The sequence below is a fragment of the Rhodococcoides fascians A44A genome, assembly GCF_000760735.1.
Taxonomy (GTDB): Bacteria; Actinomycetota; Actinomycetes; order Mycobacteriales; family Mycobacteriaceae; genus Rhodococcoides; species Rhodococcoides fascians_E.
Genome location: NZ_JMEX01000008.1, coordinates 2,757,619 through 2,771,857, shown reverse-complemented (window position 1 = coordinate 2,771,857; position 14,239 = coordinate 2,757,619). Strand labels below are relative to the sequence as shown.

Below are 14,239 nucleotides of genomic sequence, written 5' to 3'. Positions count from 1 at the left end.
CAGGAGAACAATGGTTGCTGATGGCAACCAACGAGATCGCAGACGTCGGCTTCCGGTCCGAGCGCGGGCCGGTACTCATCGCTCTGATGCTCAGCACGTCGCTCGTCGCACTGGACTCCACGATCATCGCGACGGCCGTGTTGACCATCGTGGACGATCTCGGTGGTTTCAGTCAGTTCCCGTGGCTGTTCTCGATCTATCTGCTGGCCCAGGCCGTGTCCGTGCCGATCTACGGGAAGCTTGCCGACCTGTTCGGCCGCAAGAAGGTCATGCTGTGGGGCATCGCAGTGTTCCTCCTCGGCTCGATTCTGTGCGGCCTGGCGTGGTCGATGCCCGCGTTGATCGCTTTCCGTGCGGTTCAGGGACTCGGGGCGGGGGCGGTGCAGCCGATGTCCGTCACGATCGCGGGCGACATCTACACCCTGCAGGAACGCGCCAAAGCCCAGGGCTACCTGGCCAGCGTGTGGGCCATGTCGGCAGTGCTGGGGCCTGCACTCGGCGGTGTGTTCTCCGAGTTCCTGTCCTGGCGCTGGATCTTCTTCGTCAACATCCCACTGTGCGCACTGGCCGCCTGGATGCTGATCCGACGCTTCCACGAAGGGCCCGTCGACCGCTCGAAACCCACGATCGACTACCTCGGTGCGGGTCTGCTCACCGTCGGCGCGGCTGCGCTGCTTCTCGGGTTGCTGGAAGGCGGACAGTCCTGGGCATGGGCGTCGGGCACGTCGGTGGGGATCTTTGCACTCGGGGTCGTCTCACTGGCGTTGTTCACCTGGCAGCAGACCCGCGCGCCCGAGCCGATACTGCCGCTCTGGGTGTTCACCCGGCGCGTCCTCGTCGTCAGTAGCCTGGTGTCCCTCATCGTCGGGGCAATCGTGCTGGGGTTGACGTCGTACGTCCCCACCTTCGTGCAAGGCGTCCTCGGCACCGGTGCCATCGTGGCCGGCTTCGCTCTGGCAACCCTCACGCTCGGCTGGCCGATCGCGGCGTCGCTGTCCGGCAAGTTCTATCTGAGGTTCGGATTCCGCGCGACGGCGTTGACCGGCGGGTCCATCGCGCTGGTCGGAACCGGATCGGCAACCCTGATAGGCGCGCAGTCGCAGATCTGGATGATCGCCGCCGTCTGCTTCGTCGTCGGGCTCGGCATGGGTCTCATTGCAAGCCCGACGCTGATCGCCGCGCAGTCGTCGGTCGAGTGGTCCGAGCGTGGCGTCGCGACGTCGACCAACATGTTCGCGCGCTCCATCGGCAGCGCCGTCGGCGTCGCGATCTTCGGTGCAATCGTGAACTCGCATGTCTCCGGGGATCCGGAACCGCAGCAGCTGTCCGACGCCATTCATCTGGTCTTCCTGGGCGTCTTCGGTGCGGCAGTACTCATGCTCCTCGCCGCAACGTTGATGCCCAAGGCGGCTCCGCCGCAGGTGAGTCGACGGACATCTCAGCCGTGACGATCTACTGGGCGAACAGCGTCTGCACCTGATCCAGGGTCGAGATAACCCCGTCGTAATCCGGTCGGTAGCTCGTAGCAGGCAGCTCGAAGACGTTGCCGGACGCAAAGGCAGGCAGACTCGCGTAGGCGGGATCCTGTTTCAATTCGTCCAAGCTACGACCGGCGACCGGAACGACGATGATGACGGGTGCGCTCGCCACCGGAGCCAGGAGTTCGGGGCTGATGATGAACGAGTCACCCGAGCCGTAGAGCTCGGGGTTGTCGGCTTTGGTGAGCACGTCGTCCGGTTCGAGGCCGACGTTCTTCAGCAACTCCGGCAACGTTGCAGTCTGCGGGATGAACGCGGGCTCGTTGGTGCTCAGCGACAACAGGTACGACACGGGCGATCCCGGCACCGTGATGGCCCCTTTTACTTCGGCGACCTTGTCGTCGTATGCCTCGAGCAGTCCGGCAACCTTGTCCGACTCACCCGCAGTGTCGGCAACGGCTTCGAGCTGCCCCTGCCACGTGTTGACGGACGCGGGTATCAGAACAGTCGGCGCGATGGCGGTCAGCTGGTCGTATGCTTCGTCTGCCTGGACGGCGGAAATTCCCTGTCCGCCACCGATGATGAGGTCGGGTTCTGCCTGTGCGATCGCCTCGATGTTCAGCGCTTCGCCTGCGGGCAGTTCTTCGGTGCCCTGCTCCTCCGCCTTCTCGGCCCACTGCGGTGGGAACCCGCCGTCGAGGTTGGTCACGCCCAGAAGCCGCGTGTCGGTGATGGCGATCGGTGCGTCGAGGGTGAAGAGGTATCCGGCCAGTCCTGCAGACAGCACCGCGATGCGTTGCGGATCGGCCGGCACGGTGACGTCTCCCTTGTCGGTCGAGATCACCCTGGTCTCGCTGCTTGTGGCTCCCGTCTCGGTGTCGTCGCCGGGCGAGCTGTCGCTACTGCATGCGGTGAGACCGATCGTCACTGCGGCGAGCGCGGCGATCACGCGCACACTGCGCCGCCGAAGAAGTGAACCGGACAACGTAAATCCTTTCGAAAGCGCGAGACATCAGTAGTGCTCGACCAACTCAGCATTCTAGATCGATCACTCGCAGTTGTGGTGGGTCAGCTTTTGCGGTGCACCACACCGCGCGAGACGAGATCGACCGTCAGGACCACCGCCAATGTCTGAGCGAGCAAGAGTCCGGTCAACACGAGTATCTGCACGGCTCCGGCCTGGATGGCCGAACCGCTGGCCAACAGCACACCCACGAAAGCTCCGGGCAGTGTCACGAGCCCGACCGTCCGCGTCTGATCCAACCCAGGCAGCAGCGCGTCCCCGGCAGTGGGACGAACGACTTCGAGCCGCGAATCACGTTCGGTGAGGCCGAGACTCAACGCGGCTTCTACTTCACCGTGCCGCTCGGACAGTGCATCCAGAGCTCGACGAGCCGCAAGCGACGTCGCTGTCATCGTGCCGCCCAGAATGATGCCACCGACGGGCACGATCGCAATCCCCTCGGCAGGAACGACTCCCGTCGACAAACACAATGGAACGACGACGCCGATACCCACGGCCAGTGGGACCGTCAACCACAGCCCGGATCTCCCGGCCTCCGAACGACGAATGGACGTGAAGGCAGCCGCAGCGAACATGACGACCAACACCAGCAACGAAGACCACAGATGAGCGAGCGCCGCGGCCAGGACCAGCGACACCGCGGCCAACTGCAGGAACCCACGGCCAGCTGCCGACGGCACCGTCCACACTCGCCCGATGGCAGAAACTCGATACACCAAGGCCGCCAGCAGGACCATGACCACGCACAGGACTGCAAGGGGAACGCCGGGCTCGACCAGGGAAGAACTCACTCATAGATTATCCACGTGAGTGGAAATATAGGCGGGAGCCTACATTTCCACTCACAGACCGACGCGCTCCAGCATGGCGTCGAACTCCTCGCTGGCCTCGGCTTGACTGCGGCCTGCGGCCAATGCGCCGTTGTACACCGCCAGTGCTTCTTCCTGGTACTTCTTGTATTTTTCCAGCCACTGCTCGGAGTTGGCGCGCCAGTACCCGATGATCTCGAATCGAGTCACCGGGTAGCCGAGCTCCTTCCGGAAGTACTTTCGCACGACGCGGGACGACGCAGCCTCACCGGCGAACCAGATGTAACCCTCGCCGTCGGGCAGTTCCCACTGACGTGCCGCGTCTTCGAGCACACTCGCGGAATCACCGTTGCCGGAGCCGAATCGCCAGTCGTACGTCACGTCGCCGGCTGTCTCGAACTCCTGCTTGTCACTGCGCTCGAGCACCTCGACGATCGCGTGAGCTTTTGCGCCACTCGGCAATTCCTCGATGATGCGTCCGAGCGCAGGCAGACCCGTCATGTCTGCGACGAGCAACTGCCACTGCGCCGTAGCCGGGATGTTGTACCAGGAACGTGGCCGCGTCCACAGCAAAACCTGGCCGACCGTCGCGTTCAGCGCCCAGGTGGCAGCAACACCGCCTTCGTGCGCGACGAAATCGATGACAAGGTGCCCGGAGTCGGCATCGAACCGACGGACGGTGTAGTTGCGGCCCTCGGGCGCATCCTCGATGCCGTGGAACCACCATTCGCCGTCGACCTCGGTCATCGCAGGCGGACGATCCTCACCCTCACGCGCGAAGAACAACGTCACGCATTCGTCGGGGGCCCCGATGCTCACGTAGTCGGCAACGTCCTCACCACCGAACGTCACCCGCACCATGTGCTTGGTGATCTGCTCGACGGCAACAACTTCGGCGTAGTAGAAACCCTTGCTCATTCTTCCTCGTCCAGATGTTCGTGGGTATCGGAGACACCTCGGCGCCAATATCCCGTGATCGAGCTGTCCCCCTTGCCCAAACCCAGATCCTTCCGGATCCAGGACCGCAGCGGACGTATGTCCCCGGCCTCGCCGGCGAGCCAGACGAACACCGAAGCGCCGTCCGGAATCTTCGTCGATCGTACTGCCGTCTCGAGCCCCGACGCCTCACCGTGCGGCGTCACAATCCAGTGGACGTCGATTCCACCCGGCGGGTCCAGCTTCTGAATGCTCGATTCGGTGTGCACTTCGATGTACACGTCTCCGCGGGTGTCACGCGGCATCTCCTCCACCCAGCGAGCGATCGCAGGCAGCGCGGTCTCGTCGCCGACGATGACGAAATGGTCGTATCCCGGATCGATGATCACCCCGCCGGGAGGTCCCGCGACATGAAGGGTGTCACCCGGCCTTGCCGCGATCGCCCACCCCGATGCCAGCCCATGTCGGTGCACGACGAAATCGATATCGATCTCCCGCTCCTCGGGACGGTACTTCCGGACTGTGTACTCACGGGTGGTCGGGAAGGGCTCCGGCCAATCGAGATGGTCGCCGTCGGGCACCGGTAGCCGCAGCTCACCGGTGTCGACGTCGGGGAAGATGAGCTTGACGTGCTCGTCGGCGACCTGACTGACAAATCCATCGGCCCCGGCTCCACCGAACGTCACGCGGATCATCGTGTCGGTGATCATCTCGGTCCGGACGACCTCTGCCGCACGGATCTTGATGGGATAAGGCTGGCGTCGGGCGGGCGTAGGCACTACAGGCTCCTGATCGATTAACATTCGAAGTTAGGCTAACCTATAGAACTAGTCGGGCGCACCCCCTGTGATTCGTCGAACCCCTACGGCCAACCCCGTCGACGCGTCCGCTCGCAGCACCGGAACCCCACCGTCCATCCCCTCCCACTGGAACACGAGCCTGCCGACGTATGACATCCGCCTGGAATCCGCCCAAGCACATCCCCGTTTTCTTCGACATTCCGGACACGCCGCCGCAGCGTCGAATCAGAATCCGCGACGGCATGTCGCCGCTACGCCTCTCGGCGTCGATCATCCGATCGGCAGGCTGGCATGCGGCACTCGGGTGCCTGCTCCTGGTGCTGTACAACACCGCGACGACGCTCGTTCCGCTGGCATTGGGTGCAGCCATCGACCGCGGCATCGGGCCGGTCACCACGGGCACCCCTGCCGGTGAGGCCGTCGGTGGGTTCCTGCAGTGGCTTGCCGTCATCGCAGGCCTCTATGTGGTCATGAACTTGACGTATCGCTTCGGCGGGCGCATCGGTTGGTTCGCTGTACAGCGTGCGAAGTACGAGCTGTCGTCGCGAGTGATCGAGCGCATCCTCGACGCACGCGGAACCGCAGGCGGACCGCAGCTGCCAGGGCGGCTGCTGTCGGTGGCAACCTCCGACAGCGACCGGGCCAGCAGCGCAATCTATTTCGCGGTGTATCCACTCGGCCATATCGTCGCAATCGTCGTCGCGGCTGTGTCGCTCTTCGCCATCCACCCGGTTCTAGGCTTGACCGTCATACTCGGGTCGCCATTGCTGTTGGCGCTCATGGCGGTTGTCGCGCGTCCACTGCAGAGACGCGCAGAGGAAGAACAAGATGCCGTCGCGGACGCGGCAGGCATCGCCGCCGATCTGGTGTCCGGCTACCGAGTGATCACGGGCATCCACGCTCAGCGCGCCGCCACTGACCATTATCGAGGTGTGTCCCGATCGGCCCTGCGCGGCACACTCGCGGCCAACAGGGCAGAGGGCGCGGTCATCGGCATCAACAATGCGCTGACCGGTCTGTTCGCGGGCGTGGTGACCGTCATCGCTGCAATGCTCACGTTCAACGGCTCCATCACGATCGGCGGCCTTATCGCCGCTGCCGCCATGGCCCAGGTGCTTCTCGATCCGCTGAGAAGTCTCATCGAGGACGCCGCAACGTTGGGTGCGATGGTGTTGGCGTCGGCCAAGCGTGTTCTCGATCAACTGCACATCGGCCCCGATCCGGAGGCGCTCGGAACCGCTCCGATCCCGGAGTCCCCGACGCTTCGGATCCACTCGCCCCAGATGACCGACCCGATTCTCGTCACGCCCGGCGAGTTTCTCGTGATCGACCCGTCCGCGATCGATGCCGACGGGCTCGTCGCCGCGATGACCTTGACCTCGCGCGGCGAGCAAGACAAGACCCCGGGCATCACACTCGACGGACGTCCCTTGCGAGAACATGACCCGGCCGAGGTCCGCCGCCGAATACTCGTCTCACCCCATCAGCCGGACCTCCTCGAACCGACGTTGTTTGCCAACGTGGCGTCCGCGGAGGCAGTTCCGGGGTCGGACGAGCACACCAGCGCCCGCGGCGCGCTGCAGGCAGCCCGCTGCGACGGCCTGGAGCACGAACTTCGCGACGGCTACGACACCGATATCGGCGACGGCGGCAGAACCCTGTCCGGTGGCCAACGCCAACGCGTCGCACTCGCCCGCGCACTGCATCGCCGTCCGCCGGTACTCGTTCTGCACGATCCCACGAATTCCGTGGACTCGGCCACCGAGCACGACATCGCCACCAGGGTACGTTCTGCGCGAGAAGGATTGACCACGATCGTCATCACGTCCTCGCCCGCCTTTCACGCAGTGTCCACGCACAGCATCGCAGGAGAACATTCGTGAGCGATACCGAAATGCAGCGTCTGCCGGTCGCCGACTGGCGCGAGATGCGTAACGAGATAACAGAACTCGCCGAGGGCAAGAAGCTGAGGATCGCGGGCATCCTCCTACTTCTGCTGATCTCGGCAGCCACGACGCTCGTCCTTCCACTGACCATCGGGTGGATCGTCGACACAGTCACCGCCAGTGAAGCGTCGGGAATTCCAGCGGTGTTCTGGTGGCAGTTGACTGCACTGGTGGCCGCTGCCCTCATCGGCGGCGTCGTCGAGTTCTTCGGCATGGTGGCGCTCGGACGCGTCATCGACACGATGGTCGCGGACCTGCGCGAGAAGTTCATGGCGGCGACACTGGATCTGACGGAGACCGAGGTGGAACGAGTGGGTGTCGGAGACATCGTGACTCGTGCCGCATCCGACACGCGGAACGTGTCCGACGAACTCCCAGCAATTCTGCCGACGCTGTCAGCAGCGATCTTCACGATCGTGCTGACCGTCATCGGGGCAGCGGCCATCGACTGGCGCTTCGGCATCGCGTTCTTGCTTGCCGCGCCGTTGTACGTACGGGCATTGAGGTGGTACCTCCCCGCGGTGCCGCCGGTGTACGGCGCACTGCGCTCGGCAGACAGCACCCGCGGCGAACGCGTACTCACCACACTCACGGCGCTTCCAACCGTTACCGCATTTCAGGTAGGCGATGCACGTATCAACGACATCCAGAGCGCAACATGGGATGTGGCACGGTGGGAGGTGCGCGCTCGAATCATGCAGAACCGTTTCTTCAGCCGCATCAACCTCGCCGAGGCGGTCTGCCTGCTCCTGATCGTCGGATGTGGTTTCGTTCTGGCTGCGCGGTACGGCACGTCACTGGGTTCGATCACCGCCGCCTCGCTGTTGTTCCTGCAGGTCACCGGACCGATCTCGATGCTGATGTTCGTGATGGACGACTTGCAGTCCGCCGCAGCATCTCTCGCTCGGGTCGTGGGTGTCACGAAGAACTACGCCGCCCCGGCCGCCGCGCCGGACTCGACCGTGAGGCGAACCGGCCCCGTCGTCTCGGTTCGTGATGCATCCTTCTCCTATCTGCCGGAGCACCCCGTGCTGAACGGCGTCGATCTGACGCTCCACGCCGGGGAGCACCTCGCGATCGTCGGCACGAGCGGTTCGGGCAAGACAACGCTCGCCCGTCTGATCGCCGGCGTGCGCGAGCCGGGCGGCGGAACCATCGAGGCATCGGTACACCGATCGCGGATCGCGTACCTGAACCAAGAGGGACGAGTCTTCTCGGCAACACTGCGCGAGAATCTGGCGTTCGCCGCGCCGGATGCTTCGGACGAGTCACTTACGCACGCACTGTCACTCGTCGGCGGGGATGTCCTTCTCAGCTCGCTCCCCGGTGGCCTCGACACCGAACTCGGCGAGGAAGGTCACCGCATCACCGCGGCGGACGTTCAGCTGCTCGCGCTGGCCAGGCTGGTCCTGCACGACCCCGCGGTGGCGATTCTGGACGAGGCCACGGCAGAAGCAGATTCGCGCAACTCGGCTCTGCTCGACGAGGCCACAGCGAAGGCACTACATGGCCGGTCGGCGATCGTCATCGCGCACCGACTCTCGCAGGCGCGTGCGTGCGACCGTATCGTCGTCCTCGAGCGGGGGTCCATCGTCGAGGAAGGCACCCACGACGAGCTACTCGATGACGCGGGCCGCTACGCCGAACTGTGGGCCGTGTACAGCGCCGACATACAACCCCATTCCGAGGTAAGGCTAGGTTAAGCTGAGCTAGGTTAGGCTATCAATGTCAGCCTCGCCGGACCTACGCCGAGGAGCACCCGTGAAGACCTGCATCGCCACCGTGTCACTCGGCGGAACGCTCGAGGACAAACTCGACTGCATCGCCGCGGCAGGCTTCGACGGCGTCGAAATTCTCGACGCCGACCTGACGGCTGCATCATCGAGCACCGCAGACATCCGTCGGCGATGCGACGACCTCGGATTGACCGTCGACCTCTACCAACCGTTCAGGCGCGCCGAAGGTGTCACCGAAACCGAATTCGCCGACGTACTCCAACGTTTCCACCGCGAAAGCGACATCATGGAGGCGCTCGGCGGAGATGCAATCCTCGTCGTCTCCAACACCGACGACGACGCCATCGACGACCGAGACCTCTCCGCCTCGCAATTGCACGCACTCGGCGAGGCCGCAGCAGAACATGGCGCCACCGTCATGTTCGAAGCGCTGGCCTGGGGCACCCACATCAACCGCATCGCCGACGTCGAAGATGCACTGAGGCGCGCCGACCACCCGTCGTTGTCACTCGTCGTCGACACCTTCCACCTCTATGCGGTGGGAGACGGAATCGAACAGATCCACGCCCTCGACCCCCGCGGTATCGGCTTTCTTCAGGTCGCCGACGCCCCGTGGATGGATCTCGAGCTGATCCAGTGGAGCCGAAATCACCGCTGCTTCCCCGGAGAAGGCGAGTTCGACGTACTCGCCCCCGTTGCCGGCGTGATCGAAGCCGGATACACCGGTCCGCTTTCACTGGAAATCTTCAACCCCGGATACCGCGAACGCCCCGCAGCCGACGTCGCGGCACACGGGGCAGAATCGCTCGACGCCTTGATTTCTCGTCTGCAATACACCACAACGTGAGCGGAAATGTAGGCCTGACCTACATTTCCGCTCACATAGGAAGGGATAGATGACCGCGTCCACTCACGACCTCGCACCCCTCGTCCTGGACGGAGTCGTCCCCTATCCACCGGAGTTCGCGCAGCGCTACCGGGATGAGGGCATCTGGGTGGACCAGACGTTCACGGAGTTTCTGTTCAGCTCGATCGAGCAGCACTCGGAGGAGACTGCACTGATCTTCGGTGACACCCGGATTACGTACGGCCACCTGGGCGAGCGGATTCTGACGCTCGCGGCCGGGTTCGAGCGTCTCGGAATCCGGCGCGGCGACCGCGTCGTGGTCCACCTCCCGAACATTCCCGACTATGTGGCGCTGGTGTTCGCACTCTACGAGATCGGCGCAGTACCCGTCCTCACCCCGATCGCGTTGCGCCTGCACGAAATCGGTTACATCGTCGAAGAATCCGGTGCCCGCGGGTACATCGCCACCGCCGCGCACGACGGGAACGATCTCGCAGCCCTCGCAGCCGAGCTGAAGTCGACGTCGTCCACACTCGAACACACGATCATCGTCGACGCCGATGGACTTGAACCGCTTCTTGCACAGGGCACACTGGAACATCGTCGACGATCGCTCCCGTCGGACGTCGCTTTCCTGGCATTGTCGGGAGGCACGACCGATCGCCCCAAGCTTGTCCCGCACACCCACGAGACGTACCTCGCCTCCGTGCGGGCGGCAGCCGCGATGACCGATATCACCTCGGACACAGTGCAACTCGTCGTGCTACCGATGTCGCACAGCTTCGCGATGCGCTCCCCCGGTTACCTGTCCACTCTCGCTGCCGGCGGCACAGTCGTCATGGCGCCCAACGGGAGTCCGGACGTGAGCTTCCCCCTCATCGACGAGCATGGTGTGACCATCGTCGCGCTGGTTCCCCCGCTCGCGCTGGCGTGGTTGAACTCGTCACTGAAAGAGCGATACGACCTGTCCACGCTCGCCGTCATCCAGGTCGGCGGGGCGAAGTTCAGCCCCGACTCGGCGCGACGAGTTCGGCCCGAACTCGGGGCGACGGTCCAGCAGTCCTTCGGTATGGCCGAGGGCCTGCACACCTTCACACGACTCGATGCGGACGAGGACATCATCACCACTCGCCAGGGGCGCCCGACCACCGACTACGACGAAATCCGCGTCGTCGACTCTCATGGCCAGAATGTCGACAGAGGCACCGCCGGTGACCTTCTGACCCGTGGACCGTCGACCATCCGCGGTTACTACAACGCCCCTCAGCACCAGAACGTGTTCACCGAGGACGGCTTCTACCGCACGGGTGACATTGTCGTCCAGGGCGCCGACGGATACCTGACGGTCACCGGACGCTCGAAGGATCAGATCAACCGTGGCGGGGAGAAAGTCGCACCCGCAGAGGTGGAAGACCTGCTGCTGGCGCACGAGTCGATCCACGAGGCCTCCGTCCAGGGCATTCCCGACGCCGTCCTCGGTGAGCGTGTCAAAGCATTCCTGCTCCCACGCGAGGGTGTGGATCCGAAATCGTTGTCGCTGACCAAGGTTCGGCAGTTCCTGAAGGCCAAGGGGCTCGCGACGTACAAGCTTCCTGACGTCGTCGAATTGGTCACCGAGTTCGAGCGCACCGCCGTCGGAAAAATCAGCAAGAGAAAGTAGAACCGCTTCGCGTGTCGACGAGTGTGGGGCCGGATCCTTTCCCGGCCCCACACTCTCGCGTCCCTACGTTTTCTGCGCAGACTGCTGCAGGTCCTCCAGAACCGCAAGCCAGCGTTCCAGCCGTGGATCCTCTGCCAACACGATGTAGTCCACCTTCTCCACCCCTGCGCTGCGCCACTGCTCGACGAGTTGCATCACGCGCACGGAATCCATTCCCTGCTCGCGCAAATCCAATTCGTGGTCGAGCTCGTCGACCTCCACGTACAGCACGTTCGCCACATCTTCCTGTACCTGTTCGCTGCTCAGTGTCATCGCTGTTCGGCTCCTTCGTCGCCTGGTTCCAGTAGTCGGGTGAGCTGCGCACCCCAGTGGGCTCGTCCGCGCGCGGTGAGGATCACCGACGTGTGGTTTTCGCCGTCGGCCACAGTGATCACGGCCCGCGGGAGATGGACACGCCAGGCGCCCCGTCCAGCGGTGAGCCCCTCCGCCTCGGAGTTGTCGATGGTTTCCCCGGCCAACACGACGAGCGAGCCGCAGTCGAGTCGGCCGCTGGTCGGTTGAGCCATGAGTTGTTCACATCGGTTACCGGACACCGCAAAGGCTTTGACGAGCGTCTGGTTCGCAAACAACGCGCGGCTTCCCTCGTCGCCGAGAATGACCAGCAAGTCCTCGCGTCTGCTTTCCAGGTACTCCAACTGGGCATCCCGGTCGTCGACGAACGACACGTCGGGCGCAGGCGTCTCGGGCGTCTCGGGGGCGCTGGTCGGATAGGTGTCGAGGATCGTCAAGGAATGGATCTCCTCTCCTCTCGAGCGAAGCTCCTGTGCCACGGCGAACATGATGTGTCCGCCGTAGGACCAGCCGAGCAGGTCGTACGGCCCGGTCGACTGCACACGTTGCACCGCATTCGCGTAGACGACCGCCAGTTCGGCGAGCGTGTCGAATTCGATGTCGACACCGCCGTGTGCCGGGTCCTGCAACCCCACGATCCCCAGTCCGTCCGGCACGTAGTCGGCCAACACGTCGTACGCAGCAGCATCGCCGCCGTACATCGTGTGCGCACAGAACAGAAAGCGACCGGACGAGGATGGCAACAGCGGGGCGAGTATCGCGTCGGCCACGTCGGTCGGGGTGACCGTACTCGCGGCGCGATCCTGCGCTGCAGCAGCCAAACCTGCGACGGTCGGGTTCCGGAGCACGTCGTTCAGGAGCAACGACGTACCGATCTCCTCGTTCGCCCGAGCGACCAACCGGACAGCGAGCAACGAGTGCCCGCCGAGACGGAAGAAGTGGTCGTCTGCGGCGAGCGTGATGTCGTCCGCGAGTCCCAACACCTCGCGGAACAGCCGCCCGAGTGCTTTCTCCGCATCGGTCTCGAGTTCCTGTCCGCCGGTGAGTGCTCCGGTGAGGTCGGGTGTGGGTAGTGCGCGGCGGTCGAGTTTGCCGTTGGGGGTGACCGGGACGGTGGTGATGGGAATGAACACCGTGGGGATCATGTAGTCCGGTAGCCGGTCGGTGAGGTGTGTGTGTAGTTCGTCGGGATCGACGTCGGTGCCGACGTAATAGGCGGCAAGGTATTTGTCATTGCCGCCGGGGTGGTCAGCAGCGATGACGACCGCGGTCGAGACGGCAGGGTGCTGCTGCAGGACGACGCGGATCTCGTCGAGTTCGATGCGGAAGCCGCGGATCTTGACTTGGTCGTCGGAGCGGCCGAGGTAGTCGAGTTCACCGGCGTGGTTCCAGCGCACGAGATCACCGGTGCGATACAGACGCTGCCCGGATCCGGTAGCGACGAACCGGGACGCCGTCAGATCCGTGCGGCCGATGTAGCCGTCGGCGAGTTGGACACCACCGAGATACAGCTCACCTGTCACCCCGACGGGTACCGGGCGCAGCCAGGTGTCGAGGACGTGGGTGGTTGTGTTGGCGACCGGTGTTCCGATGGGCACGGTCACCACATCAGCGAGCGCGTCTGCGTGGATGGGTGCTGCGGTGACGTCGACGGCGGCTTCGGTGGGGCCGTAGAGGTTGTGCAGGTCGGCGCCGGTGAAGAGTCGGTCGGCGTCGGCGGCGTTCGCGGCGGGGAGGGCTTCGCCGGAGAAGAACACCCGCCGCACCGACGCCAACCGGTCCGGGTCAGGAGTCGCTCCGAGGAACGCCGCGAGCATGGCGGGCACGAAGTGCAGGACGGTGACCTGACGGCGGTCGATGACCTCGGCGAGATAGGACGGGTCTTTGTGGCCTCCGTCTTTCGCGACGACGAGGGTGGCGCCGACGACGGCGGGGAGGAAGAATTCCCAGACCGAGACGTCGAAGACGGCGGGGGTTTTCTGCAGGATCCGATCACCGGGGCCGAGTCCGTAGTCCTCGGCCATCCAGGTGAGGCGGTTGATGATCGCCTGGTGGGAGATCATGACGCCTTTGGGGCGTCCGGTGGTGCCGGAGGTGAAGATGACGTAGGCGATATCCGCGGGGGTGAGGGCCCGCGCCAACACCGGTGCCACACGCTTGCCGCGTGTCAGACGTGCCGAGACCGCCGGAGTATCGAGGAAATCACCGTCGAGCACCACTGTGGGTGACGCGTCGTCGAGGATGTGCCCGATCCGCTCGTCCGGATACTCGGGGTCGATGGGGACATACGCTGCGCCGGCGCGGATGACGGCGTGCAGGGCGGTCACCAGCTCGATGCTGCGCGGGAGGATGACGGCGACCCGGTCGCCGACCTGAACCCCACGTTCGATCAGAACGTGTGCCAATGCGTTGACGCGGGCATCGAAATCGGCGTACGACCAGTGCGTTCCGGTGTCGTCGATGACGGCAAGCGCGTCAGCAGACACACTCGCTCGCTGCTGAATCACCGCATCGACCGTCGAATCCGCCACCGACACAACCGGACCCGCCGAGAGTGTGGAGATCTGGTCCGAATCGGCTGCGGGCAGGGTATCGAGCGCTGCCAGTCGTGTGTCTGGTGTGGCGGCAAGGGTTTTCAGGACGCGTTGGAAT

At 64.4% G+C, this 14,239-nt stretch carries 11 protein-coding genes; 5 read left to right on the top strand and 6 right to left on the bottom strand.

Annotated features, from left to right (window positions below; genetic code table 11):
* The first annotated feature begins 20 nt into the window (after positions 1–20).
* Positions 21–1,448 carry an MDR family MFS transporter gene (locus BH95_RS25100; RefSeq protein ID WP_037184788.1) on the top strand — a complete coding sequence of 476 codons (1,428 nt, stop codon included), beginning with the start codon at positions 21–23 and terminating at the stop codon, positions 1,446–1,448.
* A 4-nt stretch (positions 1,449–1,452) separates the two neighbouring features.
* Here BH95_RS25100 and BH95_RS25095 read toward each other — a convergent pair whose 3' ends face one another.
* The 4 genes from BH95_RS25095 to BH95_RS25080 form a co-directional block, all read right to left on the bottom strand.
* Complete coding sequence (locus BH95_RS25095) at positions 1,453–2,463, bottom strand: ABC transporter substrate-binding protein (RefSeq protein ID WP_037184786.1); 1,011 nt, start codon at positions 2,461–2,463, stop codon at positions 1,453–1,455.
* 83 nt (positions 2,464–2,546) lie between these two features.
* Positions 2,547–3,293 (bottom strand): ABC transporter permease, encoded by a 747-nt coding sequence (locus BH95_RS25090; protein ID WP_033190660.1) that lies wholly within the window; start codon positions 3,291–3,293, stop codon positions 2,547–2,549.
* A 51-nt stretch (positions 3,294–3,344) separates the two neighbouring features.
* Positions 3,345–4,229, bottom strand: a complete 885-nt coding sequence (locus BH95_RS25085) for a siderophore-interacting protein (RefSeq protein ID WP_037145130.1) — start codon at positions 4,227–4,229, stop codon at positions 3,345–3,347.
* Positions 4,226–5,026 (bottom strand): siderophore-interacting protein, encoded by an 801-nt coding sequence (locus BH95_RS25080; RefSeq protein WP_037184783.1) that lies wholly within the window; start codon positions 5,024–5,026, stop codon positions 4,226–4,228. Before BH95_RS25080 ends, BH95_RS25085 begins: the two co-directional genes overlap by 4 nt.
* A gap of 170 nt (positions 5,027–5,196) precedes the next feature.
* On the opposite strand from BH95_RS25080, the gene BH95_RS25075 reads away from it, so the two are divergent.
* Genes BH95_RS25075 through BH95_RS25060 form a run of 4 tightly spaced genes read left to right on the top strand, consistent with a single transcriptional unit; the run spans position 5,197 to position 11,236 of the window.
* A complete protein-coding gene (locus BH95_RS25075) occupies positions 5,197–6,930 on the top strand; it encodes an ABC transporter transmembrane domain-containing protein (RefSeq protein ID WP_019667394.1) in 1,734 nt (577 codons plus the stop codon).
* Entirely contained in the window at positions 6,927–8,696 is a 1,770-nt protein-coding gene (locus BH95_RS25070) for an ABC transporter ATP-binding protein (protein WP_244165132.1), read from the top strand. The genes BH95_RS25075 and BH95_RS25070 overlap by 4 nt, the downstream gene beginning before the upstream one ends.
* A gap of 58 nt (positions 8,697–8,754) precedes the next feature.
* Entirely contained in the window at positions 8,755–9,576 is an 822-nt protein-coding gene (locus BH95_RS25065) for a sugar phosphate isomerase/epimerase family protein (protein ID WP_037184778.1), read from the top strand.
* 49 nt (positions 9,577–9,625) lie between these two features.
* Positions 9,626–11,236 carry a (2,3-dihydroxybenzoyl)adenylate synthase gene (locus BH95_RS25060; protein ID WP_037184776.1) on the top strand — a complete coding sequence of 537 codons (1,611 nt, stop codon included), beginning with the start codon at positions 9,626–9,628 and terminating at the stop codon, positions 11,234–11,236.
* Between the two features lie 63 nt (positions 11,237–11,299).
* Here the strand turns inward: BH95_RS25060 and BH95_RS25055 are convergent, their stop codons facing one another.
* A complete protein-coding gene (locus BH95_RS25055; protein ID WP_019667398.1) occupies positions 11,300–11,548 on the bottom strand; it encodes a phosphopantetheine-binding protein in 249 nt (82 codons plus the stop codon).
* On the bottom strand, positions 11,545–14,239 hold a 2,695-nt coding region (locus BH95_RS25050), incomplete at its 5' end, for an amino acid adenylation domain-containing protein (RefSeq protein ID WP_157773173.1). The genes BH95_RS25050 and BH95_RS25055, both read right to left, overlap by 4 nt.